At 72.0% G+C, this 16,722-nt stretch carries 15 protein-coding genes and 1 pseudogene; 7 read left to right on the top strand and 9 right to left on the bottom strand.

The window, feature by feature from the left end; genetic code table 11:
- Positions 1–9 precede the first annotated feature (9 nt).
- Entirely contained in the window at positions 10–663 is a 654-nt protein-coding gene (locus OG698_RS26480) for a pyridoxal 5'-phosphate synthase (protein WP_406105863.1), read from the top strand.
- Between the two features lie 10 nt (positions 664–673).
- On the opposite strand, the gene OG698_RS26475 is transcribed toward OG698_RS26480, so the two are convergent.
- Genes OG698_RS26475 through OG698_RS26460 form a run of 4 tightly spaced genes read right to left on the bottom strand, consistent with a single transcriptional unit; the run spans position 674 to position 3,033 of the window.
- Positions 674–1,249, bottom strand: a complete 576-nt coding sequence (locus tag OG698_RS26475) for a GNAT family N-acetyltransferase (RefSeq protein ID WP_406105862.1) — start codon at positions 1,247–1,249, stop codon at positions 674–676.
- Positions 1,250–1,255: 6 nt separating this feature from the next.
- Positions 1,256–2,143, bottom strand: a complete 888-nt coding sequence (locus OG698_RS26470; RefSeq protein WP_406105861.1) for a GNAT family N-acetyltransferase — start codon at positions 2,141–2,143, stop codon at positions 1,256–1,258.
- Between the two features lie 24 nt (positions 2,144–2,167).
- Positions 2,168–2,584, bottom strand: a complete 417-nt coding sequence (locus OG698_RS26465; RefSeq protein WP_406105859.1) for a Zn-ribbon domain-containing OB-fold protein — start codon at positions 2,582–2,584, stop codon at positions 2,168–2,170.
- Positions 2,581–3,033 carry a DoxX family protein gene (locus OG698_RS26460; RefSeq protein ID WP_116512441.1) on the bottom strand — a complete coding sequence of 151 codons (453 nt, stop codon included), beginning with the start codon at positions 3,031–3,033 and terminating at the stop codon, positions 2,581–2,583. The genes OG698_RS26465 and OG698_RS26460 overlap by 4 nt, the downstream gene beginning before the upstream one ends.
- 149 nt (positions 3,034–3,182) lie before the next feature.
- On the opposite strand from OG698_RS26460, the gene OG698_RS26455 reads away from it, so the two are divergent.
- Complete coding sequence (locus OG698_RS26455) at positions 3,183–4,334, top strand: flavin-containing monooxygenase (protein WP_406105858.1); 1,152 nt, start codon at positions 3,183–3,185, stop codon at positions 4,332–4,334.
- A gap of 598 nt (positions 4,335–4,932) precedes the next feature.
- On the opposite strand, the gene OG698_RS26450 is transcribed toward OG698_RS26455, so the two are convergent.
- Positions 4,933–6,345, bottom strand: a complete 1,413-nt coding sequence (locus tag OG698_RS26450; RefSeq protein ID WP_406105857.1) for a zinc ribbon domain-containing protein — start codon at positions 6,343–6,345, stop codon at positions 4,933–4,935.
- An 804-nt stretch (positions 6,346–7,149) separates the two neighbouring features.
- Between OG698_RS26450 and OG698_RS26445 the strand changes: the two genes are divergently transcribed.
- The 4 genes and pseudogenes from OG698_RS26445 to OG698_RS26430 all read left to right on the top strand — a co-directional run bounded on the left by OG698_RS26445 (position 7,150) and on the right by OG698_RS26430 (position 11,074).
- The gene (locus OG698_RS26445) at positions 7,150–9,366 is read left to right on the top strand and encodes an acetate--CoA ligase family protein (RefSeq protein WP_399975146.1); all 2,217 of its coding nucleotides are present in this window, start codon (positions 7,150–7,152) and stop codon (positions 9,364–9,366) included.
- 26 nt (positions 9,367–9,392) lie between these two features.
- Positions 9,393–10,181: an enoyl-CoA hydratase/isomerase family protein gene (locus OG698_RS26440; protein WP_406105856.1), complete on the top strand. Its 789-nt coding sequence runs from the start codon at positions 9,393–9,395 to the stop codon at positions 10,179–10,181.
- 73 nt (positions 10,182–10,254) lie between these two features.
- Positions 10,255–10,428, top strand: a pseudogene (locus OG698_RS26435) (oxidoreductase); the annotation flags it as partial.
- Between the two features lie 28 nt (positions 10,429–10,456).
- Positions 10,457–11,074 carry a flavin reductase family protein gene (locus OG698_RS26430; RefSeq protein WP_406105854.1) on the top strand — a complete coding sequence of 206 codons (618 nt, stop codon included), beginning with the start codon at positions 10,457–10,459 and terminating at the stop codon, positions 11,072–11,074.
- On the opposite strand, the gene OG698_RS26425 is transcribed toward OG698_RS26430, so the two are convergent.
- Complete coding sequence (locus OG698_RS26425) at positions 11,075–12,415, bottom strand: MFS transporter (RefSeq protein WP_406105853.1); 1,341 nt, start codon at positions 12,413–12,415, stop codon at positions 11,075–11,077.
- Between the two features lie 86 nt (positions 12,416–12,501).
- Between OG698_RS26425 and OG698_RS26420 the strand changes: the two genes are divergently transcribed.
- Positions 12,502–13,524, top strand: a complete 1,023-nt coding sequence (locus tag OG698_RS26420) for a GlxA family transcriptional regulator (protein ID WP_399975132.1) — start codon at positions 12,502–12,504, stop codon at positions 13,522–13,524.
- A 7-nt stretch (positions 13,525–13,531) separates the two neighbouring features.
- On the opposite strand, the gene OG698_RS26415 is transcribed toward OG698_RS26420, so the two are convergent.
- Genes OG698_RS26415 through OG698_RS26405 form a run of 3 tightly spaced genes read right to left on the bottom strand, consistent with a single transcriptional unit; the run spans position 13,532 to position 16,716 of the window.
- Complete coding sequence (locus OG698_RS26415) at positions 13,532–14,581, bottom strand: Zn-dependent alcohol dehydrogenase (protein WP_406105852.1); 1,050 nt, start codon at positions 14,579–14,581, stop codon at positions 13,532–13,534.
- Entirely contained in the window at positions 14,578–15,777 is a 1,200-nt protein-coding gene (locus OG698_RS26410) for an acyl-CoA dehydrogenase family protein (protein WP_406105851.1), read from the bottom strand. Before OG698_RS26410 ends, OG698_RS26415 begins: the two co-directional genes overlap by 4 nt.
- Before the next feature lie 27 nt (positions 15,778–15,804).
- Entirely contained in the window at positions 15,805–16,716 is a 912-nt protein-coding gene (locus OG698_RS26405) for an SDR family NAD(P)-dependent oxidoreductase (protein WP_100596028.1), read from the bottom strand.
- Positions 16,717–16,722: the final 6 nt, after the last annotated feature.

The following is a 16,722-nucleotide window of genomic DNA, read 5'->3' as shown; positions in this document are numbered from 1 at the left end:
AATCGGTGCATGCCCGAACTGCAAGAGATCCTGAAGTCCCTGCGCGTCTGGGACACCGAACTGCCCGCGTTCGACCCGTCCGCGGCCCCGTCCGCCCCGCTGCCGCTCTTCGTCGAGTGGTTCGCCGAGGCGGTGGCCGCCGGCCAGACCGAGCCGCACACCATGTCGCTGGCGACGGTGGACGGGGACGGCCTGCCCGACGTCCGTACGGTGATGCTGCACGGCGCCGACGAGGACGGCTTCCACTTCGCCTCCCACGCGGGCAGCGCCAAGGGCCGCCAGCTCACGGCGCACCCCCGGGCCGCGCTCGGCTTCTACTGGCCGTCGCAGGGCCGCCAGATCCGTGTTCGTGGTGATGTCACCACGGAGTCCCCCGAGGTGAGCCAGGCCGACCTGCACGTCCGCTCGACGGGAGCGCTGGCCGCGGCCCTGGTCGGCCACCAGAGCGACGTCCTGGGCTCACCGGAGGAGCTGGAGCGGGCGTCGGTCGCGGCCTGGGAGCGTGCTCAAGCCGACCCGAAGGCCCCCGCCCCCACGTGGACGGCGTACGCGCTGGCCCCGCGCGAGGTGGAGTTCTTCCAGGGCGACACCCGCCGCCGCCACATCCGCCTCAGGTACCGCAGCACGGAGACGGGCTGGGTACGGGAGCTGCTCTGGCCGTGACGCGGCCGGCTCACGCCACCGGCGGCTCGGGGTCCGAGGCGAGGCGGGCGTGCAGGTGCGCGTCACGGAAGGCGTCCTGCCGCCCCGCCTCGAACATCGCCCCCCGCAGCGTGCCCTCGTACCGGTATCCGCCGCGCTCGGCGACCCGGCAGGACACCTCGTGCCCGAGGGCGTGCCCCAGTTCGAGCCGGTGGAGGCCGAGTTCGCCGAACGCCAGCCGCGAAGCGAGGCTCAGCGCACGCGTCGCGACCCCGCGCCCGCGGGCCTCGGGCAGCACCCAGTAGCCGACGTGGGCGGTGCTGAACTCGGGCATGATCGCGTTGATGCCGATGTGCCCGAGCACCTCCCCCGTGCTCTCGTCGGTGACGCAGCAGGACACGGATTCGCCGCTCTTGAGCGCCTCCTCGCGTGAGCGCAGGTATGCATGGGCGCCGGCGAGGTCGTCGACCGGGGTGAGCGGGGTGTTCCAGCGCAGGAACTCGGGGTCGCCGAGGCCGCGCAGCACGGCGGCGGCGTCCCCCTCGTCCCCGGCCCGCCAGGCCCGCAGAAGCAGTCCGTGGCCACGTATCTCAGGGGTGTCGGTCATGAGCTGTCAGCCGTTCTCGGGGGCGGTGAAGGTGTGGACGGCGAAGTCCCGCACGGGACGGTAGCCGATGCGCAGGTAGAGGCCGTTGCTGGTCGCGTTGGCGAGGTCGGTGAAAAGGAGCACCTCGCTCGCGCCCGCGGCCCGCGCGGCGCGGCTGACCTCCGCGGTGACCGCTCCCGCGTACCCGCGTCCGCGCAGCTCCTTCGGTGTGTAGACGGGCGCGACCCGGACCGCTCCGGCGGCCTCGCGGGTCACCCCGGCCATGGAGACGGGCACACCGTCCTCGGTCTCCCAGAGGGTGACGCCGCCGTACGAGATCCGCTCGTCGGCCCACTCCCGCGAGCCCGCTGCGCCGCCCGGAGCGCGGGTGTCCGCGGCGAACGCGTCATGCCACCGGGCCAGCAGCTCCCGGTCGCCCGCGGTGGCGACACGGGGGCGCCCGGCGGGCGCGGGCAGGGGCGGGGTGAGGTCGCCGAGCCGGTAGAGGCGCTGCTCGACGGCGCGGTGGGCCCGTGCTCCCGTACGGGCCTGCCAGGCGTCGGCGAAGGCGGCCGAGGCCGCGTCGACCCCGAACACGCCGGTCAGCGCCCGCCCTTGGAGCGCGACGGCGAGCGCGTCGGCCTGCTCCCTGTCCAGGGGGCTGATGCTGAGCCTGAAGGGCTTCGTCCACAGGAACGTCCCGCTCACGCGGCCGTCCGGCCCGTACAGCACCCCGAAGAGCTGCCCCCGCGCCCCGTACACCGCCGGCCCCCGTTCCCGCAGGCTCGCGGTGACGCTCAGGGCGACCGTGTGCAGGGCGGGCTCGGCGCGCAGGTAGTCGCCCGCGCGGGCGAGGAAGTCGTCGACGTCAGCGGTGAGGTGCCAGCCGGGCGGGGGAGCGGGGCTCTCTGTCATGACCGCATGGTGCCGCCCGTCCCCTCATGTCCGCGAGCGAAATACGGGGACGGAGAAGCCCTCCACCTGGCGGAAGGTGACCTCCAGGGGCATTCCTGCGCGCAGTTCGTCGCCCTCCGCGTCCACGATTTCCGTCATCATCCGCGGGCCCTCCGCGAGGTCGACGACGGCTGCGACGTACGGGGTGCGGGTGCCGAAGGGGGGCAGGTCGTTCCGGTGGACGACGGACCACGTGTAGAGGACGGCCGTCCCGGACGCCCGTTCCCATGTCACGTCCTCGCTCCAGCAGTGCGGGCAGAACTCGCGCGGATAGTGATGGGCCCGCTCGCACGCGCGGCAGCGGCGCAGCAGCAGCGTCCCGCCGGCGGCCGCGTCCCAGTAGGGGCGGGTGAAGGCGTCGGGCTCGGGCAGGTCGAACCGTACGGTCGCGGGAAGAGTCACAGGAAGAGTCCGATCGCCGCGTCGAGAGACCAGGCCTGCCAGGACATGGCGAAGAGCGCCACGAGCGAGATGAGGGCCATCATCGCGTTCTGTCCCTGCTCGGCCCAGTCGTGGATCATCAGGACCAGGTACAGGAGATTCAGGAGCAGCCCGCCGATGAGGGCCACGGGTGTCAGCAGGCCCACCACGAGCCCGAGACCCAGGGCCAGTTCGGCGTAGACGACGATGTACGCCATCACTTTCGGCCGGGGGGTGACGACCGCGCCGAAGCCGCTGCGCACGGCGTTCCACCGGTGCTTCGCGGCGACGTCGGCGGCCCAGGCGATGCCGGTGCCCCGCTCGAACCAGCCCTTCTTGTCCTTGTGCCGCCAGCTCTCCAGCCACCACAGTCCGAGGCCTATGCGCAGCACGGCCAGCCATTCGACGCCGTCGAGCCAGATCGAGTCCACGACCGGGGCCCTCCTCTCCGTTGCTGACGGGACGTCAGTTCAGCGCACGTGGGGGCGCCACCGCAAGGGGCGTACGCCGTGATGAATTCGCAACCGATTCCGGTCTTGACCGAGACCCATCAAATCGAACCGTGATTACGCTCGCACTCATGGTCACCACCCCCGCGCCCGCCGCACGCAACCAGGACCGCCCCGTGTACGTCATCGGGGGCGGCCCGGGTGGCCTCGCCGCGGCCGCGGCGCTGCGCGAGCGGGGCGTACGGGCCGTGATCCTGGAGAAGTCGGAGCACGTCGGGGCGTCCTGGCGCCGCCACTACGACCGCCTCCACCTGCACACCACCCGCAAGCTCTCCGGGCTTCCGGGCCTCGCGATCCCGCGCCGCTTCGGCCGCTGGGTGTCCCGCGACGACGTCGTGCGCTACCTGGAGAAGTACGCCGAGTACCACCAGCTGGAGATCGTCACCGGTGTGGCGGTCTCGCGCGTGGAACGCACGGAGGACGGCTGGCTCGTACGCGCCTCGGGCGGCCGCGAACTGGCCGCGAGCGCCGTCGTGGTCGCCACGGGCTACAACCACACCCCGCGCCTGCCCGACTGGCCGGGCCGCCCCTCGTACACGGGCGAGCTCCTCCACGCGGGCGACTACCGCAACGCGACGCCGTACGCGGGCCGTGACGTACTGGTCGTCGGCGTCGGCAACACCGGCGCCGAGATCGCCGTGGACCTCGCCGAGGGCGGCGCATCCCGCGTCCGGCTCGCGGTCCGCACGGCGCCCCACATCGTGCGCCGGTCCACCGCGGGCTGGCCCGCGCAGCGGACCGGCATCCTGTGCCGCAGGCTGCCGGTGGCGATCGTGGACCGCCTGGCCCGCCCCATGGCGAAGCTCAGCGTGCCCGACCTGGCGGAACAGGGCCTGCCCAGACCCACGACCGGCCTCTACTCGCGGGTGCGCGAGGGCGCGATCCCCGTGCAGGACGTCGGCCTGATCGACGCTGTACGCACGGGCCGGGTCGAACCCGTCGCGGCCGTCGAATCGTTCGAGGGCGGCAAGGTGGTCCTGGCGGACGGCACGCACATCGCCCCCGACGCGGTGATCGCGGCGACGGGTTACCGCCGCGCACTGGAGGACCTGGTGGGTCGCCTCGGCGTCCTGGACGACCGGGGCCGCCCGACCACGCACGGCCGGCGGACCGATCCCGCCGCGCCCGGCCTCTACTTCACGGGTTACACGAACCCGATCAGCGGCATGTTCCGCGAACTGGCCCTGGACGCACGGAAGATCGCGAAGGCGATCGCCAGTTAACCCAGACGTCCGAAGACCACTCGTCAACGTCCGCGCCCGCAGCCCGCACCCCGCCGTCCACAACAACCCCGCCCTCGACCACACGCCGCTCCACGGGCACCGGTACACAAGCGGCGTCGACGACGGCACCGGTGTAGCCGAGGACGGTGCGCAAGACGCAACAGGCCCCTTCGGCCCCCGGTCGGCGAGGAGGAGGTGTTGATCCACCCCCGGGCTTGCCCACGATCTCCGTGCCGTCGACGGTCCAGCGAGCGGATTCTTGAAGGACCCCAGCAGATCCTCTGCAAACTCGGGCGTGCAGATCAGCAGAGCATCGGCACTCGCGACCACCCCCGCAGCCGCACCCCTTCCCGGTCCCGCGGCTCGTGATCGTCATCGAGATTGAAATGCGGAAGCAGCCCCATGCCCTCGTGGGCAACCGACCTGGCCCACGGCTCCGCGACCTTCAACCGCGTCCGCGCGACGGGGTATCGGTCGATCCGGCGCGCACGCTGCCACTCATGAGAGCGAGGTTCATCATCGTACGGGTCATGACCGTGACCGTATCCATCCGTTCGAACCAGGCCCTGTAGGGGAACACCCGTAACAGCGTCTCTGATCAGCTGAGCGATCGCATGTCGGACCTAGGGTCCGGCAGCGGATCTCCCCACCGTGGAGGGGTGGCATGGGCGTGGAAGTGGAAGCCCGCACCCAGTGCTGTCCCTCGCGGCTGGTGCCGTTTGGCGGGTCTGCTGGTCGTCGTCGCGCCCTGGTGCCGGTGGACTGCGCGGGGCAGCTGGGGCCGGTCCGTGTGAGCGTGTCCCTCCGGACGCTTGCCCGCCAGTCCTTGCGGCCCGGTGGGGGAGGGTGCCCTGCGTCGCCTGGGCGTGGGGCGTGTTGCTTGTCGCCGGGTGGGTCCGGTCTTGGACCGGTCGTTCCGGCTGGTCTTCGGCGTGATGACCGCGCTCGCCTCGAGTTTGTCCACGACCGTGCGGATCGACATCGTGCCCGCGGTGCGGTCGGTGACGGTCTTGGCCTGATGGGTCAGGCCACGGGCGGCGATACGCCGCCACGCGCCCTGGTCGCGGTCACCCTGCCAGCGGCACGACAGGCAGATAGCCCATTTCCAGCCGGATGCTGTGGGGCGGTCGGGTGCCTTGCGGTGCCGCAGCGGAACGAGGCACTGGGGGCAGTGTTTGGAGGTGTTGCGGGCCGGGACGGTGACGAGGGCGATACCCACTTCGGCGGCGAGGTGCTGCATGCGGTCCACGATCTTCCCGCGCACCTGTTGGGAGAGGCGGGTGTTGACGCTGCGTCCCATGCCCCGCGCTTCCATCGAGCGGAGGTCTTCGATGTAGATGACTGTGGCCGAGGCGGCGATGGCTTGGTCGACGGTCCAGCGGGCGGCAGCCCATGCCAGGGCATCGTTGAGGTTCGAACGCCGGTCGCGGACGTACCTCATCTCCGCGGCCAGGACCGCACACTTGGCGGTCAACGCATGCTTCTCGTCGCCGCTGGTGAGCCGCTGGTAGTGGTCGGCCTTGGCGTGCAGGTACTCACTCTCGCGGCGCAGGCGGTGCTGCTTCGCCAGAACTCCGGCAGCTCGGAACATGCCTCCGGCGCCGAGGGTGGTGATCCGACCGTCGTCGTGCACTCGAGCCGCCCCTGCGGACAGCAGAGTGTTCAGGCCCCAGTCCACCCCCAGCGCAACCCGGTGACCAGTACGGGCGGCCTTCGCGACTGGGTAGCTGAACGCGAGATCAGCGCGGACGCGACCCTCACGGATGCGCAGAGTGGGCAGGTGCAGCACCGCACCCGGAGGAATCGTCGGGGGCAGCTTGATCGAGCAGGCCACCCAGGTCCAGTCCCGGTACGACCGCGGGTCGCGCCGGGTGGGCAGCTGAAGGCGCAGCAGCGCCCGCTCCGACCCATCGGCCCGTTCGATCGTGGCCTGCTGCCCGTCACATGCTGCCAGCAGCAGCATCCGTGCAGCGCGGGGCGCGGCCTCCACCTCGAACAGATCGACCGGCATCCGGCCATGCTTCCTCGCAAACGCGGCGATCTGTCGAGTCCGGGAGACGATGGCACTGGACGGCACAGACCGCCCCCCAGGCACCGCATCGCGCACCACGTCCCACTCCCCCGCAGTCCGCTTAGCCGGATCGGCCGGCCACGTACCGAGAACCCCTGCGGCAAGGTCGGCACGCCACTTCACCGCACGCAATATGCGTCCGGCCTGCTCCTGCGCCATGCGCACGATCCGGTCATTGACCCTGACGCCCTCATCCGGCACGGCGGTCCAGCCCAGGCGGCGCAGCGCCATCCACGCATTCGACGGCAGACGCCGACCCCCGGCATCCTCCCCCGAGGCCAGCACATCAACATCAGCGGCGTTCCAGTGCCCGGCCAGCAGCCCCGCGCTAATACCTGCCACCAGAGCGGCACACCAGCTAACCCGCTCCGCCAGCACAGGCGCGGGCAAGAGTTCACCGGACCTCTCATCAACACCCGTACGCAGCAGGCCAGGGGCACCAGCGGTCCGAGCGGCCTCGCCCACAGCAAGCGGCACCCTACGACTCACTGGCCCTCCCCACCACCTCTGGTGCTGTCATCCGATCAACGACACCACTCGTGGGAGGTCACGCATTCGATCCCAGAACTCATATCCAGTCCTTACGAAGACCGGACGCCACGACGACAACACGCCACGTACCGCCACGAACACCAAAGCGCCATGTGAGCCTTTGCGTGCAGCCCTGTTCCTGACACAGCGTCAGTTCAGTAATCTGACACTACGTCAGTTACGTGAGCACCAGTCGAGGAGCGGGCGGACCCGATGCTTGGATCGACATACGGCACCCTGACCACCGACCCCCGCCGGGCCCGCACGATCGCCTGCGGAGAGCAGCCGGCACCCGCCGTGCACAGCAGGGCGGACGACCTGGACGTGAGCGGCAGGCCACTGCACCGCGAGGTGCCCGACCTGGACCGTTTCTTCCGGCCCGAATCGATAGCGGTCATCGGCGCGTCCGACGCCGAGGGCCGCCCGAACACCGGCATCACGCGGCAGCTGATCGCGTGGGCGGAGCGCGTGGGCGCCCGCCTCCACCCCGTGCATCCCACCCGCGAGACCGTCTTCGGCATCCCGTGCTCGCCGGGCGTCTCCGCGCTGCCCGAACCCGTCGACCTCGCCGTACTCCTCATCTCGGACCCGCTGCCGGTCATCGAGGAACTGGCCCAGGCCAAGGTGAAGTTCGCGGTGGCCTTCGCGTCGGGCTTCGCCGAGACGGGCGAGGAGGGAGCGGCCGCGCAGTCGTCCCTGTCCGCGGCGGTCAGCCGCTCGGGTATGCGCCTGCTCGGCCCGAACACCAACCTGAACGCGTTCTCCGAGTTCCGCGAGGACCTCGAAGGGCCGGCCATCGCCCTGATCACGCAGTCCGGCCACCAGGGCCGCCCCCTCTACACGATGCAGGAGCTGGGCGTACGGCTCTCGCACTGGGCGCCCACGGGCAACGAGGCGGACCTGGAGACGGCGGACTTCATCTCGTACTTCGCCGAGCGCCCGGAGGTCGGGGCGATCGCGTGTTACGTGGAGGGCCTCAAGGACGGGCGCGGCTTCCTGCTCGCGGCGGACCGCGCGGCGCGCAACGGCGTACCCGTCGTGGCCGTCAAGGTCGGCCGCACCGAGACGGGCGCCCGCATGGCGGCCTCGCACACGGGCAAGCTGACCGGCGCGGACACGGTGGTGGACGCGGCGATGCGCCAGTTCGGCGTGATCAGGGTCGACGGACTCGACGAACTCCAGGACACGGCGGCCCTGTTGGCGCGGGCGCGGCCCCCGCGCGCCGACGGCGTGGCGGTCTACTCGATATCCGGCGGCACCGGCGCCCACTTCGCCGACCTTGCCACGCGCGCGGGACTGACCCTGCCGGCGCTGTCCGAGACGAAGCAGCAGGAGCTGCACCAGTGGATCCCGGAGTACCTCAACGTCGCGAACCCGATCGACAACGGCGGCCACCCCGTGGGCGACTGGCGCGGCCCCAAGATCATCGAGTCGATCCTCCAGGACCCGTCCATTGGCGTCCTGATCTGCCCGATCACCGGCCCGTTCCCCCCGATGAGCGACAAGCTGGCCCGGGACCTGGCAGAGGCGGCGGAGCGCACGGACAAGCTGATCTGCGTCGTCTGGGGCTCGCCCCTCGGCACCGAGGACGCCTACCGCGAGACGCTTCTCGGCTCCTCACGCCTCGCGACGTTCCGCACGTTCGGGAACTGCATCACGGCCGTGCGCGCCTATCTGGACCACCACCGGTTCACGGCCGCCTACCGCTCGCCCTTCACCGAGGCGCCCCGCACGCCCTCCCCCTCCTTCCGCAAGGCGCAGGCCCTGATGCGCCCGGGCCGCCAGCTCAGCGAGCACGCAGCGAAGCAGCTCCTGCGGGCGTACGGCATCCGCGTACCGCGCGAGCAGCTCGTCACCAGCGCCGCGGCGGCCGTACGGGCGGCCGGGCAGGTCGGCTACCCCGTCGTCATGAAGGCGTCCGGGGCGCGGCTGGCCCACAAGTCGGACCTGGGCCTGGTCAAGGTCGGCCTGACCTCGGCCAGCCAGGTCAGGGACGCCTACCGGGAACTCACCGACATCGCCCGCTACGAGGGCCTCGACCTGGACGGCGTCCTGGTCTGCCAGATGGTCGAGCGGGGCGTCGAGATGGTCGTCGGGGTCACGCAGGACGACCTGTTCGGCCCGACGGTGACGGTGGGCCTGGGCGGCGTACTCGTGGAGGTGCTGCGGGACACGGCGGTGCGGGTGCCGCCGTTCGCGGAGGACCAGGCGCGGGCGATGCTCGACGAACTGCGGGGCAGGCCGCTTCTGGACGGGATGCGGGGGGCGCCGCCCGTGGACATGGACGCGCTGGTGGAGGTCGTCCTGCGGGTCCAGCGGATGGCCCTCGAACTGGGCGACGAACTCGCGGAGTTGGACATCAACCCGCTGATGGTGCTCCCCCGGGGCCAGGGCGCGGTGGCGCTCGACGCGCTGGCCGTCTGCCACTGAGCCCCCGTCTACCGGAAGAAGAGGTCATGTCCGCCACCATCGAGTGCACCACCGCCGACGCCGTCACCTGGATCACGCTCAACCGTCCCGAGGCCATGAACGCGCTGACCTGGGACCAGCGCGAGGAGATCATCGGCATCCTGAACAGCGCCTCCGCGGACCCGGACGTGCGCGCCGTCGTCCTCACGGCGACCGGCAGGGGGTTCTGCGCCGGGGCGGACCTGCGGGGCGCGCCGGCCTCGGGGCCGCGCGTGCCCGGTGACGTGGCCCGCACGATCCGGCTGGGCGCGCAGCGCCTGATCGCGGCGGTCATGGACTGCGAGAAGCCGGTCGTCGCGGCGGTCAACGGGACGGCGGCCGGCATCGGCGCGCACCTGGCGTTCGCCTGCGACCTGGTGATAGCCGCTGAATCGGCCCGGTTCATCGAGGTGTTCGCGCGCCGGGGCCTGGTCCCGGACGGGGGCGGCGCCTATCTGCTCCCGCGCCTGATCGGGCCGCAGCGGGCCAAGGAGCTGATGTTCTTCGGCGACGCGCTCTCCTCCGCGGACGCGGAACGCCTGGGCCTGGTCAACCGCACGGTCCTGGACGGGGAGCTGCGCAAGACGGCCCAGGAGTGGGCGGCGCGCCTGGCGAGCGGTCCGACGCGGGCCATCGCCATGACCAAGCAACTGGTCAACGCCTCCCTGGAGTCGGACCGCGCGACGGCGTTCGCGGCGGAGGCGACGGCACAGGAGATCAACATGACGACGGCGGACGCGCAGGAGGGCGTCGCCTCCTTCAAGGAGCGGCGCGACCCGACGTACAAGGGGCGGTGAGGAGGGGCGGTAAGGAGCGGGAGGACGGTGCGACGGGAGCGTAAGACATCCGCCCCGGGCACCCCGTCCCGTCACCTGGGCCGCCCTGCTCACGGACCTCGGCCGGCCCGAGTCGCGCCATCTGGACCTGGGCGGCGTCGGGACGGCGCGCGGCCAGGAGCACTTCGCGCTGCTGTTCCTGGGCATCGCGGACGCGCTCGGCGGTTACGACCTCAACATCAAGGTCGTACGCCCACTTCCCATCTGACGCTCCGTCAGCTTCAATCGTGGGTGTGATGGGACACGCAGGAATGGCAGCCACGGTGGTCAGGTACCTCCGGTCGGTCGGTGCGCCCATGTCGGCCGAACCGGTGGACGCACTGCCGCGTCCGGAGCTACGGGCCGTGGGCGAGGACGAACGAGCGCCGCTGGACCCAGGCGAGTTCCGCCGCGTCCTCGGCCACTTCGCCACCGGCGTCACGGTCGTCACGGCGCCGCCCCCGCATCCCGGCGCTGCCCCGGCCGGTTTCGCCTGCCAGTCCTTCTCCTCGCTCTCCCTGGACCCTCCGCTGGTGGCGTTCATGGTGGCCCGTACGTCCACGACCTGGCCGCGCATCGCGAGCGCCGGCGTCTTCTGCGTGAACGTCCTGGGCGCGGACCAGGGCGCGCTGTGCCGGTCCTTCGCGGTGAGCGGCGCGGACAAGTTCGCGGGCGTCGAGCACGACGCGGCGCCGGTGACGGGCTCGCCGCGGCTCGCGGGCGCGCCCGCGTGGGTCGACTGCACGATCCACGCGGTCCACACGGGCGGGGACCACCTCATCGTGGTGGGCCGGGTGGAGGCGCTCGGGACGGCGGAGGGCGAGGCGTCCCCGCTGCTGTTCCACAAGGGCGCGTTCGGCCGCTTCGAGCACTGATCAGGCGAGGTCGGCCACCAGGAGGCCATCGGCATCGGCGTTCCGGCGCCGGATGACCAGCGCCATCAGGGCCGCCGCCGCGCACAGCGCGCCGGACGCGTACCAGACGACGTCGTACGAGCCGAACGTGTCACGGGCGACGCCGCCGAGGAAGGCGACGAGCGCGGCACCCACCTGGTGCGAGGCGAGCACCCAGCCGAACACGATCGCGCTGTCCGCGCCGTAGTACTCACGGCACAGGGCCAGGGTGGGCGGCACGGTGGCGACCCAGTCGAGCCCGTAGAAGACGATGAAGAAGATCATCGGCGGGTGGACGGACGGGGCGAGGAGCATCGGCAGGAACAGCAGGGAGACCCCGCGCAGCGCGTAGTACACCGCGAGCAGCCGCCGCGGGTCGAAGCGGTCGGTGAACCAGCCCGATGCCACGGTCCCGACGACGTCGAAGACTCCCACCACGGCGAGCAGCGAGGCCGCCGCGGTGATCGGCATCCCGTGGTCGTGCGCGGCCGGTACGAAGTGCGTCTGGACGAGCCCGTTCGTGGAGGCGCCGCAGATCGCGAACGTCCCGGCGAGCAGCCAGAAGGGACCCGTACGGGCGGCCTTGAAGAGCACGTCCAAGGTGCGGCGGGCGGCCCCGGTGACGGGCGGCGGCTTCTCGACGAACTCCGCGGAGCCGTACGGGGTGGTCCCGACGTCGGCCGGGTGGTCGCGCAGCAGGAGCCACACGAACGGCACGACGGCGAGGGCCGCGAGCGCCACCGTCACGGCCGCGGGCCGCCACTTGTGCGCCTCGACGATCCACGAGAGCAGCGGCAGGAAGATGAGCTGCCCCGACGCGGAAGCGGCCGTGAGGATCCCGGTGACGAGCCCGCGCCGGGCGGTGAACCACCGGTTCGTGACGGTCGCGGCGAAGGCGAGGGCCATCGACCCTGAGCCGAGTCCGACGAGCAGGCCCCAGCACAGCAGGAGTTGCCAGGCCGAGTCCATCCACACGGTCAGGCCGGAGCCGGCCGCTATGACGACCAGGGCGACGGCGACCACGCGCCGGATGCCGAACCGGTCCATGAGGGCGGCGGCGAAGGGCGCGGTCAGCCCGTACAGCGCGAGGTTGATGGAGACGGCGAGCCCGATGGTGCCGCGCGACCAGTGGAACTCCTCGTTCAGCGGGTCGATCAAGAGCCCCGGCAGGGACCGGAAGGCGGCGGCTCCGATGATCGTCACAAAGGTGACGGCGGCCACGAACCAGGCGCGGTGGATACGGGGACGGGGCCGGGGCGGACGGGATGCGCCCGCGCCGGGCGAGCCCTTGGCCGCGGCGTCGATGTCGGTTGTGTGCGTCACAGCAGACAGCATCGGATCACGGGCCCGCCCAGGACGAGTGGCCCGAAAGACAGCCTTCGCTAGGATCGGGCCATACACTCGGGGCCATGCCCGAGACTCCCGCGCCCCGGACGCAGCGCCCCCACCGTGTGGTCGTCCTGGCCCTCGACGGCGTGCTCCCCTTCGAACTCGGCATCACCCAGCGCATCTTCACCCGCGCCAGGGACACCGAGGGCCGGGCGCTCTACGAGGTCGTGACGTGCTCGGTCAGGGAACCCGGCCCCGTGGAGACGGACGCCGACTTCGCCGTCCTGATCAGAAACGGCCCGGAGGCGCTCGCCACCGCGGACACCGTGGTCGTGCCCGCGTCGTACGAGCGCGGCCCCGTCCTCGACGAGGGCGTACTCACCGACGAGCTGGCGGCGGCCTTCGCGCAGGTCAGGCCCGGTACGCGGATGGTGTCGATCTGCACCGGCAGCTACGTCCTCGCGGCGGCCGGCTATCTGGACGGGCGCCCGGCGACCACTCACTGGGCGTCGGCGGAGCACTTCCAGCGGCTCTTCCCCAAGATCAAGGTCGACGCGGACGTCCTGTACATCGACGACGGGGACGTCCTGACGTCGGCCGGCGTCGCCGCGGGCATCGACCTCTGCCTGCACCTGGTCCGCCGCGACCACGGCACGGCGGTGGCCAACGAGGTGGCCCGCCGCACCGTCGTCCCGCCCCACCGCGACGGCGGGCAGGCCCAGTACATCCACCGCCCCGTCCCCGAACCCCAGCTCGCGACGACGACGAAGGCGCGCGCCTGGGCGCTGGCCCGCCTTCACGAACCGCTCCAGCTGCGCGACCTGGCCGCCCAGGAGGCGATGTCGGTACGCACCTTCACGCGCCGCTTCCGCGAAGAGGCCGGCGTCAGCCCGGGCCAGTGGCTCACCCAGCAGCGGGTGGAGCGGGCCCGGCACCTCCTGGAGTCGAGCGACCTGTCGATGGACCAGGTGGCGCGCGAGTCGGGCTTCGGCACGGCGCAGTCGATGCGGCAGCACCTCCAGGCGGCACTGGGCGTGACGCCGACGGCGTACCGCCGCACGTTCCACGCCACGACCATGCAGGGCGCGATTCAAGACACGTAGGCCCAGCTCAGAACACCAGCACCCCCCGCGCCACCCTCCCCTGCCGCGCGTCCTGTGCCGCCTTCGCGAAGTCCTCGACCGGGTACGTCTGCGTGACCAGCTCGTCGAGCAGCAGCCGGCCCTGGCGGTACAGGTCGGCGTAGAGCCTGATGTCGCGCTGGGGCCGCGAAGAGCCGTAGCGGCAGCCCAGGATGGACTTGTCGAGGAAGAGCGAGGCGACGACGAAGGACGCCTCCGCGTCGGCGCCCGGCATGCCGAGGAGTACGGCCTGGCCGTGCCGGTCGAGGAGGTCGACGGCCTGCCGGACCAGCTCGACGCGGCCGACGCACTCGAAGACGTGGTCGGCGCCGTGCGGCAGGACGTCCCTGACCCCGGCGGCCGAGGTCAGGAAGTCCGTCGCGCCGAACTGCCGCGCCACCGCTTCCTTGTCGGGGTTCGCGTCGACGGCGACGATCCGGGACGCGCCCGCGATCCGGGCGCCCTGGAGCACATTGAGGCCGATCCCGCCGGTCCCGATGACGACGACGGTGTCGCCCTGGTCGACGCGCGCCCGGTTGAGGACGGCGCCGACGCCGGTCAGCACCCCGCATCCCATGAGCGCGGCCGACGTCAGCGGGATATCGGCGGGGATCGGCACGGCCTGCACGGCCTTCACGACGGTCCGCTCGGCGAACGAGGAGTTCGCGGCGAACTGGTAGAGCGGTGTGCCGCCCCGCGAGAACGGCTGCGTGGGCATCCCGATCGCCTTGCGGCACATGGTCGGCCGCCCCCGGTCGCAGTCCGCGCAGGCGCCGCAGTTGGCGAGCGTGGACAGCGCCACATGGTCCCCGGGCGCCACATGCGTGACGCCCGCGCCGACGGCCTCCACGACGCCCGCGCCCTCGTGTCCGAGCACGACCGGCGCCGGGAACGGGATGGTCCCGTCGATCACCGACAGGTCGCTGTGGCACAGCCCGGCGGCGGCGACGTCGACGAGCACCTCGCCCGGCCCCGGATCGCGTATTTCGAGATCGTCGACCACGTCGGCCCGGACCCCGTCGAACACGACACCCCTCATGACGACTCCCTCGTCTCCCTGGGCAGCCCGAGCACGCGCTCGGCGATGATGTTGCGCTGGATCTCGTCCGAGCCGCCGTAGATCGTGTCGGCCCGGCTGAAGAGGAACAGCCGCTGTGCGGCGTCGAGTTCGTACGGACTGTCAGGCGTCCAGTCCCCGGGCCCGGCGGCGGCGAGCGCGCCCCGCGCCTGGAGGGCGAGTTCGCCCAGACGCTGATGCCAGCGGCCCCACAGGAGCTTGGCGACGCTCGGGGCGCCCGGGTCCTGCGCGCCGCCGAGCGTGCGCAGCGCGTTGAACCGCATGACGCGCAGCTCGGCCCACTGCCGTACGAGGCGGTCCCTGAGCAGCGGGTCCTCGGCGGCGCCTGTACGCACCGCTGTCCGTACGACCTCGGCGAGTTCGGCGGCGAACCCGATCTGCTGGGCGAGCGTCGAGACACCGCGCTCCAGGGCGAGCAGCCCCATGGCGACCCGCCAGCCGTTCCCCTCGCCGCCGACGACGTGCTCCACGCGCGCGTGCGCCCCGTCGAAGAACACCTCGTTGAACTCGCTCGTGCCGGTGAGCTGCCGGATGGGCCGCACCTCGATCCGGCCCGGCTGGTCCATCGGCACGAGGAGGAACGACAGGCCGTGATGGCGCCGCGAGCCCGCCTCGGTGCGCGCGAGCACGAAGCACCAGTCGGCCTCGTGCGCGAGCGACGTCCACACCTTCTGCCCGGTGACGCGGTACGTGTCCCCGTCACGTACGGCGGTCGTGCGCAGGTTCGCGAGGTCGGAACCGGCGCCGGGCTCGCTGTAGCCCTGGCACCACAACTCCTCGCCGGAGGCGACCGGCGGCAGGAAGCGCCGCTGCTGCTCCTCGTCGCCGTACGCGATAAGGGTCGGGGCGAGCAGGTTCTCGCCGATGTGCCCGTGGCGTGCGGGCGCGCGGGCCCGCGCGTACTCCTCGGCCCAGACGACCTGCTGGGTCAGTGAGGCGACCCGGTTGCCGTACCCGCCGCGCTGCCAGCCGAGCCCGATCCACCCGGACGCGCCCAACTCCCGCTCCCAGGACCGCCGTACGCCGGCGTCCTCGTGCTCGCTCCCGGGCCCGCCGCGCCCCCGGGCGACGGCGTACTCGCCGGTGAGGTGCTCCGCGAGCCACGCGCGGGCCTCCCGCCGGAACGCCTCGTCCTCATCCCCGAACCCGAACTCCACAACGCGCCTCCGCCCCCGGCCTCGACGTCACTGATTGGGCCGCGCTTTCGCGGCGGCCGCCTCGGCCATCGCCTCCAGCTGCGCGAGCATCGGCATCGGATCGACGCCCACGGTGCCCGGCAGGAAGTCCGCGATCTTGTCCGGCGTCCAGCCGCCCTCCGCGTAGCCCGAACGCAGCTCCCTCGGCTGGGCCCAGACCGCGATCTTCGGCCCGGCGATCGTGTACACCTGCCCGGTGATCTTCTCGGCGCGGGCGCGCTCACTGAGCAGATAGACGACGAGCGCGGCGACGTCCTCCGGCTCCCCGATCTCCTTGAGCTCCATGGGCACGTTCGCCGACATCCGCGTACGGGCGACGGGCGCGACCGCGTTCGCCGTGACGCCGTACTTGTGCAGCCCGAGCGCGGCGCTGCGCACGAGCGAGATGATCCCGCCCTTGGCGGCGCTGTAGTTGGCCTGCGCCACGGACCCCTGGTGGTTGCCGCTGGTGAAGCCGATGAGCGTGCCCGACCCCTGCTTGCGCATGACGGCGGACGCCGCCCGGAACACGGTGAACGTGCCCTTCAGGTGCGTGGCGACCACCGGGTCCCACTCCTGCTCGGACATGTTGAACAGCATCCGCTCGCGCAGGATCCCGGCGACGCACACGACGCCGTCGATCCGCCCGTACCGGGCGAGCGCCACGTCGACGATCCGCTGACCGCCCGCCATGGTCGAGATGTCGTCGGCGACGGCGACGGCCTCGCCGCCGGCCGCCTCGATCTCCTTGACGACGGACTCGGCGATCTCGCTCGCCGGTTCGCCGCCCTCGATGGACACCCCGTAGTCGTTGACGACGACCCGTGCGCCCTCGGCGGCGCAGGCGAGCGCGACGGCCCTGCCGATGCCGCGCCCGGCCCCGGTGACGGCCACCACCTTGCCTGCCAAGAAGTTCCCCACGTCCGG

It is taken from the genome of Streptomyces sp. NBC_01003 (assembly GCF_045162695.1).
In the GTDB taxonomy this organism is placed as follows: Bacteria; Actinomycetota; Actinomycetes; order Streptomycetales; family Streptomycetaceae; genus Streptomyces.
This window is presented reverse-complemented; position numbering and strand designations above follow the sequence as displayed.

Coding starts and splice junctions, on each gene's coding strand:
- OG698_RS26480 (WP_406105863.1), top strand. CDS start 10: ATGCCCGAACTGCAAGAGATCCTGAAGTCCCTGCGCGTCTGGGACACC.
- OG698_RS26475 (WP_406105862.1), bottom strand. CDS start 1,249: ATGACCGACACCCCTGAGATACGTGGCCACGGACTGCTTCTGCGGGCC.
- OG698_RS26470 (WP_406105861.1), bottom strand. CDS start 2,143: ATGACAGAGAGCCCCGCTCCCCCGCCCGGCTGGCACCTCACCGCTGAC.
- OG698_RS26455 (WP_406105858.1), top strand. CDS start 3,183: ATGGTCACCACCCCCGCGCCCGCCGCACGCAACCAGGACCGCCCCGTG.
- OG698_RS26450 (WP_406105857.1), bottom strand. CDS start 6,345: ATGCCGGTCGATCTGTTCGAGGTGGAGGCCGCGCCCCGCGCTGCACGG.
- OG698_RS26445 (WP_399975146.1), top strand. CDS start 7,150: ATGCTTGGATCGACATACGGCACCCTGACCACCGACCCCCGCCGGGCC.
- OG698_RS26440 (WP_406105856.1), top strand. CDS start 9,393: ATGTCCGCCACCATCGAGTGCACCACCGCCGACGCCGTCACCTGGATC.
- OG698_RS26430 (WP_406105854.1), top strand. CDS start 10,457: ATGGGACACGCAGGAATGGCAGCCACGGTGGTCAGGTACCTCCGGTCG.
- OG698_RS26420 (WP_399975132.1), top strand. CDS start 12,502: ATGCCCGAGACTCCCGCGCCCCGGACGCAGCGCCCCCACCGTGTGGTC.
- OG698_RS26415 (WP_406105852.1), bottom strand. CDS start 14,581: ATGAGGGGTGTCGTGTTCGACGGGGTCCGGGCCGACGTGGTCGACGAT.